The organism is Micromonospora sp. RP3T (genome assembly GCF_003027925.1).
GTDB lineage: Bacteria > Actinomycetota > Actinomycetes > Mycobacteriales > Micromonosporaceae > Micromonospora.
Genome location: NZ_PYPS01000004.1, coordinates 138587 through 152689 on the forward strand (window position 1 = coordinate 138587; position 14103 = coordinate 152689).

Annotated in this window: 16 protein-coding genes; 8 read left to right on the top strand and 8 right to left on the bottom strand. The window is 73.5% G+C overall.

What is annotated here, in order from left to right; genetic code table 11:
• Positions 1-136: 136 nt before the first annotated feature.
• The 3 genes from C8054_RS05125 to C8054_RS05135 are packed head-to-tail and all read right to left on the bottom strand — an operon-like array spanning position 137 to position 2047.
• Entirely contained in the window at positions 137-373 is a 237-nt protein-coding gene (locus C8054_RS05125; RefSeq protein WP_107155551.1) for a hypothetical protein, read from the bottom strand.
• Positions 374-393: 20 nt separating this feature from the next.
• The gene (locus C8054_RS05130; protein ID WP_107155552.1) at positions 394-1380 is read right to left on the bottom strand and encodes a LysR family transcriptional regulator; all 987 of its coding nucleotides are present in this window, start codon (positions 1378-1380) and stop codon (positions 394-396) included.
• A 49-nt stretch (positions 1381-1429) separates the two neighbouring features.
• Positions 1430-2047 (bottom strand): hemerythrin domain-containing protein, encoded by a 618-nt coding sequence (locus C8054_RS05135; protein ID WP_107155553.1) that lies wholly within the window; start codon positions 2045-2047, stop codon positions 1430-1432.
• A 132-nt stretch (positions 2048-2179) separates the two neighbouring features.
• Between C8054_RS05135 and C8054_RS05140 the strand changes: the two genes are divergently transcribed.
• Together C8054_RS05140 and C8054_RS05145 are read left to right on the top strand one after the other, a co-directional pair.
• The gene (locus C8054_RS05140; RefSeq protein ID WP_107155554.1) at positions 2180-3499 is read left to right on the top strand and encodes a M20/M25/M40 family metallo-hydrolase; all 1320 of its coding nucleotides are present in this window, start codon (positions 2180-2182) and stop codon (positions 3497-3499) included.
• 61 nt (positions 3500-3560) lie between these two features.
• Entirely contained in the window at positions 3561-4214 is a 654-nt protein-coding gene (locus C8054_RS05145; RefSeq protein WP_107155555.1) for a hypothetical protein, read from the top strand.
• A gap of 54 nt (positions 4215-4268) precedes the next feature.
• On the opposite strand, the gene C8054_RS05150 is transcribed toward C8054_RS05145, so the two are convergent.
• A complete protein-coding gene (locus tag C8054_RS05150; protein ID WP_107155556.1) occupies positions 4269-4460 on the bottom strand; it encodes a DUF5703 family protein in 192 nt (63 codons plus the stop codon).
• Positions 4461-4539: 79 nt separating this feature from the next.
• Positions 4540-5511, bottom strand: a complete 972-nt coding sequence (locus C8054_RS05155; RefSeq protein WP_107155557.1) for an aldo/keto reductase — start codon at positions 5509-5511, stop codon at positions 4540-4542.
• A 162-nt stretch (positions 5512-5673) separates the two neighbouring features.
• On the opposite strand from C8054_RS05155, the gene C8054_RS05160 reads away from it, so the two are divergent.
• Both C8054_RS05160 and C8054_RS05165 read left to right on the top strand, forming a co-directional pair.
• Positions 5674-6726, top strand: a complete 1053-nt coding sequence (locus C8054_RS05160) for an LLM class F420-dependent oxidoreductase (RefSeq protein ID WP_107155558.1) — start codon at positions 5674-5676, stop codon at positions 6724-6726.
• Positions 6723-7559: an undecaprenyl-diphosphate phosphatase gene (locus C8054_RS05165; protein ID WP_107155559.1), complete on the top strand. Its 837-nt coding sequence runs from the start codon at positions 6723-6725 to the stop codon at positions 7557-7559. The genes C8054_RS05160 and C8054_RS05165 overlap by 4 nt, the downstream gene beginning before the upstream one ends.
• A gap of 57 nt (positions 7560-7616) precedes the next feature.
• Here C8054_RS05165 and C8054_RS05170 read toward each other — a convergent pair whose 3' ends face one another.
• Positions 7617-8198 (bottom strand): hypothetical protein, encoded by a 582-nt coding sequence (locus C8054_RS05170; RefSeq protein ID WP_107155560.1) that lies wholly within the window; start codon positions 8196-8198, stop codon positions 7617-7619.
• 408 nt (positions 8199-8606) lie between these two features.
• Here C8054_RS05170 and C8054_RS05175 point away from each other — a divergent pair, with 408 nt between their 5' ends.
• The 4 genes from C8054_RS05175 to mshC all read left to right on the top strand — a co-directional run bounded on the left by C8054_RS05175 (position 8607) and on the right by mshC (position 12128).
• Positions 8607-9320: a histidine phosphatase family protein gene (locus tag C8054_RS05175; RefSeq protein ID WP_107155561.1), complete on the top strand. Its 714-nt coding sequence runs from the start codon at positions 8607-8609 to the stop codon at positions 9318-9320.
• 96 nt (positions 9321-9416) lie between these two features.
• Positions 9417-10007: a DUF3090 domain-containing protein gene (locus C8054_RS05180; RefSeq protein ID WP_107155562.1), complete on the top strand. Its 591-nt coding sequence runs from the start codon at positions 9417-9419 to the stop codon at positions 10005-10007.
• On the top strand, positions 10004-10822 hold the full coding sequence (locus C8054_RS05185) for an SCO1664 family protein (RefSeq protein ID WP_107155563.1): 819 nt from the start codon (positions 10004-10006) through the stop codon (positions 10820-10822). The genes C8054_RS05180 and C8054_RS05185 overlap by 4 nt, the downstream gene beginning before the upstream one ends.
• 67 nt (positions 10823-10889) lie before the next feature.
• Complete coding sequence (mshC, locus tag C8054_RS05190; protein WP_107155564.1) at positions 10890-12128, top strand: cysteine--1-D-myo-inosityl 2-amino-2-deoxy-alpha-D-glucopyranoside ligase; 1239 nt, start codon at positions 10890-10892, stop codon at positions 12126-12128.
• Between the two features lie 69 nt (positions 12129-12197).
• Here mshC and C8054_RS05195 read toward each other — a convergent pair whose 3' ends face one another.
• A complete protein-coding gene (locus tag C8054_RS05195) occupies positions 12198-12989 on the bottom strand; it encodes a GntR family transcriptional regulator (protein ID WP_107155565.1) in 792 nt (263 codons plus the stop codon).
• Positions 12990-13103: 114 nt separating this feature from the next.
• The gene (locus C8054_RS05200) at positions 13104-13973 is read right to left on the bottom strand and encodes a PAC2 family protein (RefSeq protein WP_030504102.1); all 870 of its coding nucleotides are present in this window, start codon (positions 13971-13973) and stop codon (positions 13104-13106) included.
• Between the last annotated feature and the right edge of the window lie 130 nt (positions 13974-14103).

The following is a 14103-nucleotide window of genomic DNA, read 5'->3' on the forward strand; positions in this document are numbered from 1 at the left end:
GGTATACCGCACAGGCATGATTATGCCTCTGCGGTATACCGCTCCCGACCGAACTCGCTGTCCGGACGCGACACGCCCGGAGCCGGTCCCGGCCGCACGGCCCGCGCCTCGCTCGGGGCGTTCGCCCAGGCCGGAGCTACTCGGACTCCATGCTGGGCAGCTCCAGCCCGGCGGCGTCGGCCGCGGCCTGCCGGTCCGTCCGCGCCCGCTCCTCCCGGCTGAGCAGGGTGGCGTACTCGGTGACGTCCGCCGGGTCCGGCACCTCGGGCAGCCGGCGCAGGAACGCCTCGACGTCGGCGGCGGCGGCGGTGTGCGCGGCAGCCGCCCGGCGCAGCAGTTCCCGCTGGTCGGCGGCCGGATACAGATCAGTCATGCCGCCGGTGATACCCGCGTTCAGGCGGTTCGCACCCCACCGGTGCCGGTGGGCTGCACGCCGAAGTCCGGATGGGCCAACAGCCAGCCCAGATAGTCCGGATGGTTGGCCAACGCGTCGGTGTACGCCGCCACCGCCTGCTCCAGCACCGGCTCGGCCACCACCGCGGCCGGCGCCTCCGGATGCCAGCCGAACAGCAACCGCCAGCGCAGCGGCACCCCGGCCAGCCGGCGGGTCACCAGCCCCGCCACCGGACGGAAGGTGGCCTGGCACAGCGCCACCGCGGTGCCCGCGTCCACCAGGTCCAGCGCGGCCCGCACGTCCGCCTCGTACACCTTGCGGGGGGTGAAGCCGGCGCGCGCGCAGGCGGCGGCGAAGCAGTCGCCGAAGCAGCCGTCGCCCGGCGCGGCCACCCACTGCTCCCGGCGCAGGTCGAGCAGGTCGATCTCGTCGCGGGCGGCCAGCGGATGGGTCTGCGGCAGCAGCACGAAGACCGGGTCGACGGCCACCTCCCGCCAGCTCAATCCGAACACCGGCGACGGCGTCGCGTCCCCGCACACCCCGGCCAGGGCGAAGTCGAGCCGACCCCCGGCCACCAACTGGGCCAGCTCGTCCACCGACCACGACGCGTACGTGGAGATCTGCGCGTCGGCGCGCTCGGCGGCGAGCCGGTGCACCAGCCGGCCCAGGATCGGGCTGTTCACCCCGCCGAACCGGTAGCGGCGCAGCGGGTCGCCCGCGCCGGCCAGCCGGGCCGCCTCGTCCTGCAGGCCCTTCATCGCCGGCAGCAGCACCCGGGCCCGGTCCAGCACCAGCTCACCCAGCGCGGTGGGCCGGGCACCCCGGCGGTCCCGTTCGAACAACGGCCCGCCGAGGACCCGCTCGATCCGCTGGAGCTGGGCGGTCAGCGCCGGCTGGGCCAACCCGAGCAGGGACGCCGCCTTGGTGACGCTCCCCGTCTCGGCGATCGCGCAGACCACCCGCAGGTGTCGCAGCTCCAGATTCATACGGTGACGGTAGGACCACGAACGGGTGTCCGGGAAGGGGCGGATCGGCTCAGGCCTCCCGGCGGGGCTCCAGGTCGGCCAGGCGGGTCCGCCGCCCGCTGACCGCGTCGCGCACCTTGTCCAGCACCCCCACCGCCGGCTCGACGATCTTGTTCCACGGCGGCGTGGCCGGGGTGCCCGGGTGCGGCCGGGTGGGCGCCGCCTCCTCCGCGATCTCCCACCGGTTGCCCAACCGGATCAACTCGGCGTCGCTGGCCACCTCGCGCAGCGGCGTGACCAGCGCGGCCACCCGGCTGACATGCCGGCGGACCCGTTCCGCCACGTCGGCCAGCGCCGCGTCGTCCGGACCGGACAGCCCCTTCAACGCGGTCAGCAGCGCGGCGTCCGCCTCGATCTCCCGGCTGACCAGCTCGGCGCTCTCCGGCACCGCGGCCCGGGCGGCGGGGAAGAGGTACTGCTCCTCGGCGGAGAGGTGCCGCGACACCGCGGCGGTCAGCACGTCCAGCACCCGAGCGCGGCCGGCCGGGTCCAGCCCGGCGTCGGTCACCCGGTCGGCCAGGTCGAGCAGCGCACGGTGCTCGGCGTCCACGAGGTCGGCCAGGCTCCGCCCACCCGGCCGGTACCTGTCGTCGGCGGCGGGTGGGAGCGGCGGCAGGGGGACGGTCATGGTGCCCTCCTCGTGGGTGGCCGGAATCGTGGTGGCCGGAATCGATGTTCGGCGTTACCCTGCCGCGCGTCGGGCGAAACCGGGCCGCACCGCGCCGGCCGCCGCGACCGGTCCGACTGGTATAAGGAAGCGATGACGACCTCCGCCTCACCCGAGCCCACCGACGAGGTCGTGGACCTCTGTCGGGACCTGCTGCGCATCGACACCACCAACACCGGGGACAACGACACCAGCGTGGGGGAGCGACGCGCGGCGGAGTACGTCGCGGAGAAGCTCGCCGAGGTCGGCGTGGCCGCCGAGATCCACGAGTCGGCGCCCGGGCGGGCCAACCTGGTCGCCCGCATCCCCGGCACCGAGCCCGACCGGGACGCGCTGCTGGTGCACGGCCACCTCGACGTGGTGCCCGCCGACCCGGACGAGTGGTCGGTGCACCCGTTCTCCGGCGAGATCCGCGACGGCTACCTGTGGGGCCGCGGCGCGATCGACATGAAGGACTTCGACGCCATGGTGCTGGCCGTGGTGCGCGGCTGGCAGCGCGCCGGCGTCCGACCCCGCCGCGACATCGTGCTCGCCCTCACCGCCGACGAGGAGGCCGGCAGCGACTACGGCGCGCACTTCCTGGCCGAGCGCCACCGGGGCCTGTTCGACGGCTGCACCGAGGCGATCGGCGAGGTGGGTGGCTTCTCCTACTCGGTCGACGAGCAGCGCCGGCTCTACCTGATCGAGACCGCCGAGAAGGGCATCGACTGGCTGCGCCTGCACGCCCGGGGACGGCCCGGACACGGCTCGATGATGCACGACGGCAACGCGGTGACCGCGCTCGCCGAGGCGGTCGCCCGGATCGGCCGGCACCGCTTCCCGATGGTGATGACCGACACCGTACGCGCGTTCCTGGCCGAGGTCTCCGACGTGCTCGGCATCGAGATCGACCCGGACGACCCGGAGACCGCGATCGCCAAGCTCGGCCCGATCGCGAACATCATCGGCGCGACGATCCGCAACACCGCCAACCCGACCCGGCTGGCCGCCGGCTACAAGGACAACGTCATCCCCGGCCGGGCCACCGCCACCATCGACTGCCGCAGCCTGCCCGGGCAGAGCGAGGAGCTGGAACGGCAGTTGCGGGAGCTGGTCGGGCCGGACATCGCGATCGAGTACGTGCAGCGCCAGCCGGCCCTGGAGACCACGTTCGACGGGGACCTGGTGGCGCAGATGTCCGCCGCGCTGCGCGCCGAGGACCCGGGCGCGCACCCGGTGCCGTACATGCTCTCCGGCGGCACCGACGCCAAGGCGTTCTCCCCACTCGGCATCCGCTGCTTCGGGTTCGCGCCGCTGCGGCTGCCGGCCGACCTCAATTTCTCCGGCCTGTTCCACGGCATCGACGAGCGGGTTCCGCTGGACGGACTACAGTTCGGCGTGCGGGTTCTCGACCGCTTCCTCCGCAACTGCTGACCGCGCCCGCCGCGGCGCCGTCGGCGCGGAACCTGCCCCCATCGCGAAGGGACTGCCTCACATGACCGACCAGCACGGTGAGCTGGACGCCGCCCTCGAGCGGGTGATCGACGCGGCCCGAGCCCACCTGGCCGCCGTCCGGGCCGCCCAGGGCCGGATCGACGACGACGCCGTCTGGCAGGCGTACGTCGCGTTGAACAACGCCTCCTTCGCCTACGACGAGCAGTTGCTCGACGCGTTCGGCGAGGTGACGCCCTGGGACGTCGAGTCGATCGACCCGGACGAGGCCGACGAGCGCTTCGGCGCGGTCGAGGGCGGCGAGCCCACCGACCCGCACCCCCGGGTGATCTCGGTGCGGCAGCGCCGCGACTACCGGGTCCCCAGCGTCGCCGCGCTGCTCCGGGTCGCCGAGGCGGCCCGCCGGGAAGGCACCCCGGAGGAGGACGAGCCGGCGCCGGTCGAGGGCGTCGGCGAGGCGGTGCTGGAGCTGTTGCAGAGCGGCGACGGCTCGCTGTCCGCGCTCGACGTGCCGGAACTGGAGCCGCTCGACGGCGTGGTCATGGTCAGCGAGGTCGGCACCCCGGTCGACCTGGAGTCGTTCGACGACGACGACCCGGTCGGCCCGTTCCAGCCGGCCGTCGACGACCGGCTGGTCGGGCGGCTCGACGAGCACCCGTTCCTGGAGGTCGACGAGGAGCACGACCACGCCCACTAGGCCGTGCTCGCCCCGGGGCCGCACCGCACGGCGCGGCCCCGGGGACGGCCCGGCTCAGTACGACAGGCCGGGCTGCGGCTTGTTCACCACCCGGCGTCGCAGCATCACCTGCCGGGTGCCGTCCCGGTAGAGCCGCACCCGGGCCAACTCCCAGCCGGAGAACTCCGCCTGGATCGCCAGTTGCGCCGCGGCGGTCAACCGATCGACATTCGAAGGCAACCGCAGCGGCGCGTACTCGTAGTCCATGGCATCCATGCTGCCCAGCCCGGCGGCGCTCCGCCACCCCCGGACGGTGACCCCGGTCGCCCCGCCACCGCCCGACCGGTCAGCCGTCCCGTTCCGGATACCCGATCGGCACCGCGGAGACGTCGTCCAACGCCGTGACGATCTCGTCCGGCAGCGTCATCCGTTCCACCTGGAGCGCGCCGAGGAGCTGCCCCACCGTGCGGGCACCGAGGATCGGCGCGGTCACGCCCGGCCGGTCCCGGATCCAGGCCAGCGCCACCTCCAGCGGCGACACGCCGAGCCCGCCGGCGGCGATCGCCACCGCCTCCACGATGCTGGAGCACCGGGGCTCCAGGTACCTGCCGACGAACCGGTCGAAGTGCGGCGACACCGCCCGCGAGTCCGCCGGGCGGCCGTTGCGGTACTTGCCGGTGAGCACCCCCCGGCCCAGCGGCGACCAGGGCAGCACGCCCAGCCCCATCTCGGCGCAGGCCGGCAGCACCTCGCGTTCGATGCCGCGCTCCAGCAGCGAATACTCCACCTGGGCGGCGACCACCGGGGCGCGCCCCGGCCAGGCGGCCTGCCAGGCGGCGGCCCGGGCGGTCTGCCAACCGGAGAAGTTCGACACGCCGACGTACCGGGCCCGGCCGCTGGACACCGCATGGTCCAGCGCGGCGAGCGTCTCCTCCAGCGGCGTGTCCGGGTCGTACCCGTGCGCCTGCCACAGGTCGACGTGGTCGGTGCCGAGCCGGCGCAGCGACGCGTCGAGCGTGCGCAGCAGGTGCCCGCGCGAGCCGTCCCGGCGTCGGCCGCTGCCCGGCCGCAGCCCCGCCTTGGTGGCGATGAGCAGCTCGTCGCGGTCGACCAGGCTGCCCAGCAGGGAGCCGATCACCGACTCGGCGTCGCCGTCGGCGAACACGTCGGCGGTGTCGACGAGGTTGCCACCCGCGTCGAGGTAGCTCTTCAGCTGGGCGGCCGCGTCGTCGGCGTCGGTGTCCCGTCCCCAGGTCATGGTGCCGAGCGCGAGCCGCGAAACCGCCAGCCCGCTTCGGCCGAGCGGTCGCTGTTGCATGCGTGAACCTTATTTCGAAGCCGGCGTCACGGATATCCTCGCCGCAGTCAACTTCCCGCGCGACCGCAGTCGGGTGTGACGTGTTCGGGCGAGCCGGTCGTCGGTGGCCCCACCGGCATTGCGTAACCTGATGCGACCTGTGGTGCGGACGGTGGGAGGATCATGCGACTCGGGCTCAGCCTCGGATACCAGACGGCGTGGAGCACGCCCGCCGACCACCTGGCGCTCGCCCAGGAGGCGGACCGCCTCGGCTACTCGGTGGTGTGGGCCGCGGAGGCGTACGGCTCCGACTCGCCGAGCATGCTGGCGTGGATGGCCGGGCAGACGGAGCGGATCGACCTCGGCTCCGCGGTCATGCAGATCCCGGCCCGCACCCCGGCGATGACCGCGATGACCGCGACCACCATCGACGCGCTCTCCGGCGGCCGGTTCCGGCTCGGCCTGGGCGTCTCCGGCCCGCAGGTCTCCGAGGGCTGGCACGGGGTGCGGTTCGCCAAGCCGCTGGCCCGCACCCGGGAGTACGTCGACATCGTCAAGCTCGCGGTGGCCCGCAAGGAGGTCGCCTACGACGGCGAGCACTACACGCTGCCGCTGCCGGACGGCCCGGGGAAGGCGCTGCGACTGGGCTTCCATCCGCCGCGCGCGCACATCCCGATCTACCTGGCCGCGGTCGGTCCGAAGAACCTGGAACTGGCCGGCGAGATCGCCGACGGCTGGCTGGCCGTCTTCTACGCCCCGGAGTTCGCCGAGGAGCAGCTCGCCTCGGTCCGGGCCGGGCGGGTCGCCGCCGGCAAGGAGCTGGCCGGCTTCGACGTGGTGCCGTCCGTGCCGGTGGTGGTCGGCGACGACGTCGCCACCTGCGCCGAGCTGGTCCGCTGGTACGCCGCGCTCTACGTGGGCGGGATGGGCAGCCGGAAGCAGAACTTCTACAACCAGCTCGCCACCCGGATGGGCTACGGCGACGCGGCCCGCGAGGTGCAGGATCTCTACCTGGCCAAGCGGCAGCGGGACGCGGCGGCCGCGGTGCCGATGGAGTTCATCGACCGGACGTCGCTGCTCGGCCCGAAGGAACGCATCGCCGAGCGGATGCGGGAGTACGCCGCCGCCGGCGTGACCACGCTGTCGGTGACACTGTTCGTGGCCGACCGGGACAGCGGCGTGCAGACGCTGCGTACCGTCGCCGAGGCTCTCGACCTCTCCGGGGTCGGCGAGTGACCTGGATCGAGGCCATCGTCCTGGGCGTCGTCCAGGGGCTGACGGAGTTCCTGCCGGTGTCGTCCTCCGGCCACCTGCGGATCACCTCGGCGATCTTCTTCGGCCGCGACGCGGGCGCGTCGTTCACCGCGGTGACCCAGCTCGGCACCGAGGCCGCGGTGCTGATCTACTTCTTCAAGGACATCTGGCGGATCGTCCGGACCTGGTGCCTGGGCCTGGTGGACCGTTCGGTGCGCTCCAGCCTCGACTACCGGATGGGCTGGTACGTCATCGTCGGCACGATCCCGATCGGGATCCTCGGGCTGCTCTTCAAGGACCAGATCCGCACCGCCGGCCGCAACCTCTACCTCATCTCCTTCACGTTGATCTTCTTCGCCCTGGTGCTCGCGTTCGCCGAGTACTGGGGTCGGCAGACCCGCACGCTGGAGAACTTCCGGATGCGGGACGGCGTGGCGATGGGGCTGGGGCAGGCGATGGCGCTCATCCCGGGTGTCTCCCGGTCCGGCGGCACGCTGACCGTCGGCCTGTTCCTCAACCTCACCCGGGAGACCGCGGCCCGTTACTCGTTCCTGTTGGCCATTCCGGCCGTGGTGATCTCCGGCGTGTTCAGCCTGCCGGACGTCTTCGAGCCGTCCGCGCCGGGCACCGCCGCGCCGAGCGTGGCCCAGATGGTGGTGGCCACGCTGATCGCGTTCGCCATCGGGTACGCGGCCATCGCCTGGCTGTTGCGATACGTCGCGCACCACACGCTCTACCTGTTCGTGATCTACCGGGTGGCGCTCGGCACGCTGGTGCTCTGCCTGCTGCTCACCGGCACGATCAGCGCCACCTGATCCGCTCCGGACACGCCGAAGGCCGGCACCCCACCCGGGGTGCCGGCCTTCGCGGTGTCAGCTGTTCCAGTGCTCGGCGACGAGGTCGGCGGCCTGCTGCTCCCACTGCGCGTAGTGGTCGGGGTAGGCGCTGACCTGGACGGTCTGCGCCGCCTGGGTCAGCGGCATGTCCTGCCAGCCGTCGACCTGCTTGAGGCCCTTGAGGAAGGCCAGGGTGGCGTACTCGGGGTCGGTGATCTGCTCGACCGTGCCCCACCCGGAGGACGGGCGCTGCTGGAACAGGCCCTGCGAGTCGTGGTCGTTGCGGTCGCCGAGGTGGCCGAGGTTCTCCAGCTTCGACTCCTGCAGGGCGGTGGCGATGGAGACCACCGCGGCGCGCTCGTCCATGCCGGCCTTCTTGGTGGCGGCGATGATCGCCTTGACGTTGGCGGTCTGCTCGTCGTCGAGGTCGATGCGGGACTGGGCGCCCTGCACGCCGTGCGGGACGAGCGCGGCGGTGTCGAGCTTCGTCTGCACGGCCACGGCGCTCTCGCGCGGGGTGGGCGTGGTGTCCTGGTGGTTCAGCGGGCCGGCGGCCAGGCCACCGGCGACGGTCAGACCGGCGATACCGAGGATGCTCTTACGCAGCATGGTGTTCATGGGGGCTCCGTTCGGGGGTCGACGCACCGGGTGGGGTGCGTGGCACCGTCAGGCGCTCGTCTCGGGGGATCCGGCCGGGCCACGGGGCGGGGCCTCGTCGTGGCTACCGAACCGGGTGCAACGACCGGCGCCCCACCGTCATTCCCGGGGCGGCCCGGGGGCGGGACAGCTGCGTGCCGTTCACCCGGTTACAACGCCGCCCACCCCCCGCCGATTCCGCCCGACGGGTGCCACCCACCACCCCCGAACCGGACACCCACCCCAAACGCCCCGTCCGCCCCGGTGATCATGAAGTTGGCGGCGCGCGGTGTCCGGTTCGTCACCGTCAACCTCATGATCACGGCGGCGGTGACGTCGGGTGGGGGTGTGCGGTGGCGGGTCCGCTGTCGGGGGTGGGTACGGCCTAGGGTGGTCAGCGTGGCGACCCTTCTGCTCTTGCGACACGGCCGGACGACCGCGAACGCCGACGGCGGCCTGGCCGGCCGGCAACCGGTCGAGCTGGACGACACCGGCCGGGCCCAGGCCACGGCCGTCGGCGGGCGCCTCGCCGGGCTGCCGCTCGCGGCGGTGGTGAGCAGCCCGCTGATCCGCTGCCGGCAGACCCTCGACCTGGCGTTGCCCGGCGTCGAGCCGGTGGTCGAGGAGGGCCTGATCGAGTGCGGCTACGGCGCCTGGGAGGGGCAGGCCCTGAAGAAGCTGGCGAAGGAGCCGCTCTGGCCGGTGGTGCAGCAGCACCCCAGCGCCGCCGCCTTCCCGGAAGGCGAGTCGATGGCGGCGATGTCCGCGCGGGCGGTCGCGGCGGTGCGGGCGTGGGACGCGCGCGTCACGGCGGAGCACGGGCCTGAGGCGGTCTGGCTGGCGTGCAGCCACGGCGACGTGATCAAGGCGATCGTGGCCGACGCGCTCGGCGTACACCTGGATCTCTTCCAGCGGATCGTGGCCGACCCGGCGTCGGTCACGGCGATCCGCTACACGCCGCTGCGACCGTTCCTGGTGCGGCTCAACGACACCGGCGGCGACCTGTCGACGCTGGTCCCGCCGCCGCGCAAGCGTCGCCGGCGGGCGGTGCGGGCGACCGGGTCGGACGCGGCGGTGGGCGGCGGCGCGGGGGCGGCGCGGTGAGCCGGCCGACCGCGGCGGTCCGGCGTGTTGCGCTCTGGGCGGATTCGGCGTCGGTGGGCTGCGCGGTGCTTCCGCGCTCCGGATAGGGTCGTGGGTATGACGCACCAGGTGCACGCGTTCGAGCCGCCGGAGCGGTTCGTCGCCGGAACGGTCGGCCCGCCGGGGGAGCGCACCTTCTTCCTCCAGGCGCGTGGCGGCGGCCGGCTGGTCAGCGTCGCGCTGGAGAAGGTCCAGGTGTCGCTGCTCGCCGAGAAGCTGGAGGAGTTGCTCTCCGAGGCGCAACGCCGGTTCGGGGTGAAGCTGCCGGAGGCCGCTCCGGTGGTGCTGGGCGACAACGAACCGCTCGACACCCCGGTCGACGAGGAGTTCCGGGTCGGCACGCTCGGCCTGGCGTTCGACGTGGACACCGCCACCGTGGTGATCGAGGCGATCGCCGTGGGCGAGGCGGAGACCGAGGTCGAGCTGGGCGAGGCGGAGTCCGACGAGGTCGAGATCGACGAGGAGCCGGACGAGCCCGACGACGACCTCGACCGGCTCCGGGTGCGGCTGACCCCCGAGGCGACCCGCGAGTTCATCGAGCGCGCCAAGCGGGTGGTCAACGCCGGCCGGCCGCCCTGCCCGCTCTGCGGCCAGCCGCTCGACCCGGCCGGTCACCTCTGCCCCCGGCACAACGGCTATCACCGGTGACCTCGTCGGAACTGCAACCCCGACAGGACGCCGCGCAGGCGCTGCGGCTGCTGACCGACGGCGAGCTGACCCTGGAGGGGCGGCTGGTCGACGCCTCCAACGCCACGCTGCGCGGCGCGGTCGCGCTCGGCGAGATCACCGCGCACTGCGTCTACAAGCCGGTCCGCGGCGAGCGCCCACTCTGGGACTTCCCGGACGGCACGCTCGCCGGCCGGGAGGTGGCCGCCTACCTGGTCTCCCGGGCCACCGGGTGGGACCTGGTGCCGCCGACCGTGCTGCGCGACGGCCCGTTCGGCCCCGGCTCCTGTCAGCTCTGGATCGACGAGCCGGCGGACGCCGAGCCGCTTGTCGGCTTCGTCCCGGCCGAGTCGGTGCCGCCGCGCTGGTTCCCGATCGCTGCGGCCCGTGACGACGACGGGGCGGCGTACGCGCTGGCGCACGCCGACGACCCGCGGCTGGCCCGGCTGGCCGTGCTCGACGCGGTGATCAACAACGCCGACCGCAAGGGCGGGCACGTGCTGGCCGGCGCCGACGACCGCATCTACGGCGTGGACCACGGCGTCAGCTTCCACGTCGAGGAGAAACTGCGCACGGTGCTCTGGGGCTGGGCGGGTCGCCTGCTCCCACCGGACGCGGTGGAGATGCTCGACGCGCTGGCCGGCCGGCTCGACGGCGCGCTCGGCGAGGAGCTGGCCGAACACCTCACACTCGGCGAGGTCGCGGCGGTCGCGGCCCGGGTGGAGCGCCTGCGGGCCGACGGCCGGTTCCCGCTGCCACCGGAGGAGTGGCCGGCCATGCCCTGGCCGCCGATGTGAACCGGTGTCGTGTTGATCACCCGAGGGGTGGCACCCTAGCGCCTGACGGATCGTTAGGCTGGCGGTCATGGAGTCTTGGACGGGACACGAGGTGCCACGGCTGCCCGGTGAAGGCGTGCCGCTGAGGTTGTACGACTCGGCGCGGCAGGGCGTCCACCCCTCCCGGCCCGACGGCGCCGCCACCCTCTACGTCTGTGGCATCACCCCGTACGACGCCACCCACCTCGGGCACGCCGCCACCATGATCACGTTCGATCTGGTGCAGCGGATGTGGCGCGACGCCGGCCTGACCGTGCGGTACGTGCAGAACGTCACCGACATCGACGACCCGCTGCTGGAGCGCGCCGAGCGCGACGGCGAGGACTGGAAGGTCCTGGCCATGCGGGAGACGGCGCTGTTCCGCGAGGACATGGAGTCGCTGCGCATCATCCCGCCGGCGCACTACGTCGGCGCGGTCGAGTCGATCCCGGACATCGCCGACCGGGTGCTCGTGCTGCTCAAGGACGGCGCGGCCTACCGGCTCGACGACGGCACCGGCGACGTCTACTTCGACATCTCCGCCACCGGCACGTTCGGCTACGAGTCCAACCTGTCCCGGGCGCAGATGCGGGAGATCTTCCCGGAGCGTGGCGGCGACCCGGACCGCGCCGGCAAGCGGGACCCGCTCGACCCGCTGCTGTGGCGCGGCGCCCGCGAGGGGGAGCCGTCCTGGCCCGGCGGCGACCTCGGCCCCGGCCGTCCCGGTTGGCACATCGAGTGCGCGGTCATCGCGCTGAACCTGCTCGGCGACCGGATCTCCGTGCAGGGCGGCGGCAACGACCTGATCTTCCCGCACCACGAGTGCTCCGCGGCACACGCCGAGCGGCTGACCGGCGCGGCGCCGTTCGCCGACCACTACGTGCACGCCGGCATGATCGGCCTGGACGGCGAGAAGATGTCGAAGTCCAAGGGCAACCTGGTCTTCGTGTCCCGGCTGCGCGCCGACCGGGTCGACCCGATGGCGGTGCGGCTGGCCCTGCTCGCCGGCCACTACCGCACCGACCGGTCCTGGACCGACGAGCTGCTCGTCGAGGCGCACGAGCGGCTGGACCGCTGGCGGCGGGCCGCCGCCGCGCCGTCCGGCCCGTCGGGCGAGGCGTTCCTGACCGAGCTACGCGCCCGTCTCGCCGACGACCTCGACACGCCGGGCGCGCTGGCCGCAGCCGACGCCTGGGCGTCCGGGACGCTGGCCGGCACGGCCGACGACCCGTCCGCCCCCACCCTGTTCGCCGACGCGCTCGACGCCCTCCTCGGCATCCGGGTGTAAGGCGGGGCCCCCTGTTAACGCCTCCGGTAGAGATGGGGCCCCTTCTCACCACCTCGCCGGCGGGGCGGGTCAGCCGAGGACGAGGCCCGGGTCGGGACTGGGGTCGGGGGCCGGGGCAGGGATCTTGTACTCCTCGGTGAGCGTGGTCATCGGGCCCGGCCAGGTGGCCTGGGCCACCTCGATCGGCTTGCGCCGCTCGTCGTACGCGATGTGCAGCAGGTGCAGCACCGGCGTGTCCGGGCGGATCTGCAGGATCTCCGCCTCCTCCCGGCTGGGCTGGCGGGCGCTGATGGTGTCCGTCGCGGTGACGTAGCGGCGGCCGGTGGCCTCCTCGGCCTCCTGGTAGAGCGGCCGGCCGAACGCCTCGGCCCGTTCCAGTGAGCTGCCGGCGGTGTCAGCGGGCAGGAACCAGGACGCGCCGACCTCGACCGGGGAGTCCTCGGTGCGGACCAGGTGCCGCCGGCAGAGCAGCTCGGTGCCGTCGGCGACGCCGAACGCGTCGGCGACCTCCGGCGGGGCGGCGGCGCGACCGACGGAGACGAGCTGCTGGCGGTACCGGGCGGCCAGGTCGGTGTGGTAGCCGCGGAAGCCGCCGTACCGGCCCCGGGCCAGGCGGTTGAGCCGGCGGCGGGTGCCCCGGACGTACGTGCCGGAGCCCGGTTTGGTGATCAGGATGCCCTCGACCCGGAGCTGGTCGACGGCGCGCTGGACGGTCTGCTTGGCCACGCCGAACAGTTCGGCGATGGCCGGGATGGACGGCAGTCGCTCGCCCGGCGCCCAGTCGCCGCGCCGCACCCGGTCCTTGAGCTGCGCGGCGATCTGCCGGTGCGGGAACTCGGCCGCGCCGGGGTTGATCTGCATGTCCGCCTCCTCATGACAGCTAGGTTCCTAGGATGCACTAGCGGACGTGACGCCGCCACCCCGAACACGCGAGAAGGCCGGGCCCACGGGGGACCCGGCCTTCGAACGAACCAGCTACCAGGAACCCGCGGTGGGCCCGGCGGAACCGCCCCGACGACGCAGGTACTTCTCGAACTCCTGCGCGATCTCGTCCCCGGTCAACGGCGTGATGCCCGCGTCGCCGACGCGTTCCTCCAGCTCACGCACGTACTCGCCGAGCTCGGCGTCCTGCTCGGCGGCGCTGCGCACCCGCTGCTCCCACTCGGCGGCCTCCTCGGCCAGGTCGGCCATCGGCACCGGCAGGTCGAGCACCTCCTCGACGCGGTGCAGCAGCGCCAGCGTCGCCTTCGGGCAGGGCGGGTTGTTGGCGTAGTGCGGCACGTGCACCCAGAACGACACCGCGTCGACCTCGGCGCGGGTGCACGCGTCGTGCAACACCCCGACGATGCCGGTCGGCCCGTCGTAGCGGGTGGGGGTGAGCTGGTAGCGCTTGGCCGCGTCGGCGTCGGACGCGCTGCCGCTGATCGGCAGCGGCCGGGTGTACGGCACGTCGGCCAGCAACGCGCCGAGCAGCACCACGCGCTCGACCTCCAGACTGTGGCAGATCTCCAGCACCTGTTCGCAGAACGTGCGCCAGCGCATGCTCGGCTCGATGCCGCGGATCAGCACCACGTCCCGCTCGGTGCCCTCCGGGCTGGCCACCATGAACCGGGTGGTGGGCCACTCGACCCGGCGGGTCTCCCCGTCGGCCATGGTGATGGTCGGCCGGCTCACCTGGAAGTCGTAGAAGTCCTCCGGGTCCAACTCGGTCACCTGCCGGGCCTGCCAGACCTGTTCGAGGTGCTCCACGGCGGCGGTGGAGGCGTCCGCGGCGTCGTTCCAGCCCTCGAAGGCCGCGATCGCGACCGGTGAGCGCAGAACCGGCAGCCCGTCGAACTCGGTCACGCCGTCACCTCACCCTGCTCGTCGGGAGCGGTGCCGCCCCGTCGCACGGTCGCGTCCCTGTTGTCCTTCACGTCCGCCAGCCTACGTGTCGCCGCCGGAGCCGGCCCGTCGGCCGCGCCGGTCACCCGGC

Coding starts and splice junctions, on each gene's coding strand:
- C8054_RS05125 (WP_107155551.1), bottom strand. CDS start 373: ATGACTGATCTGTATCCGGCCGCCGACCAGCGGGAACTGCTGCGCCGG.
- C8054_RS05160 (WP_107155558.1), top strand. CDS start 5,674: ATGCGACTCGGGCTCAGCCTCGGATACCAGACGGCGTGGAGCACGCCC.
- C8054_RS05180 (WP_107155562.1), top strand. CDS start 9,417: ATGACGCACCAGGTGCACGCGTTCGAGCCGCCGGAGCGGTTCGTCGCC.
- C8054_RS05140 (WP_107155554.1), top strand. CDS start 2,180: ATGACGACCTCCGCCTCACCCGAGCCCACCGACGAGGTCGTGGACCTC.
- C8054_RS05170 (WP_107155560.1), bottom strand. CDS start 8,198: ATGAACACCATGCTGCGTAAGAGCATCCTCGGTATCGCCGGTCTGACC.
- mshC (WP_107155564.1), top strand. CDS start 10,890: ATGGAGTCTTGGACGGGACACGAGGTGCCACGGCTGCCCGGTGAAGGC.
- C8054_RS05150 (WP_107155556.1), bottom strand. CDS start 4,460: ATGGACTACGAGTACGCGCCGCTGCGGTTGCCTTCGAATGTCGATCGG.
- C8054_RS05195 (WP_107155565.1), bottom strand. CDS start 12,989: ATGCAGATCAACCCCGGCGCGGCCGAGTTCCCGCACCGGCAGATCGCC.
- C8054_RS05130 (WP_107155552.1), bottom strand. CDS start 1,380: ATGAATCTGGAGCTGCGACACCTGCGGGTGGTCTGCGCGATCGCCGAG.
- C8054_RS05135 (WP_107155553.1), bottom strand. CDS start 2,047: ATGACCGTCCCCCTGCCGCCGCTCCCACCCGCCGCCGACGACAGGTAC.
- C8054_RS05155 (WP_107155557.1), bottom strand. CDS start 5,511: ATGCAACAGCGACCGCTCGGCCGAAGCGGGCTGGCGGTTTCGCGGCTC.
- C8054_RS05145 (WP_107155555.1), top strand. CDS start 3,561: ATGACCGACCAGCACGGTGAGCTGGACGCCGCCCTCGAGCGGGTGATC.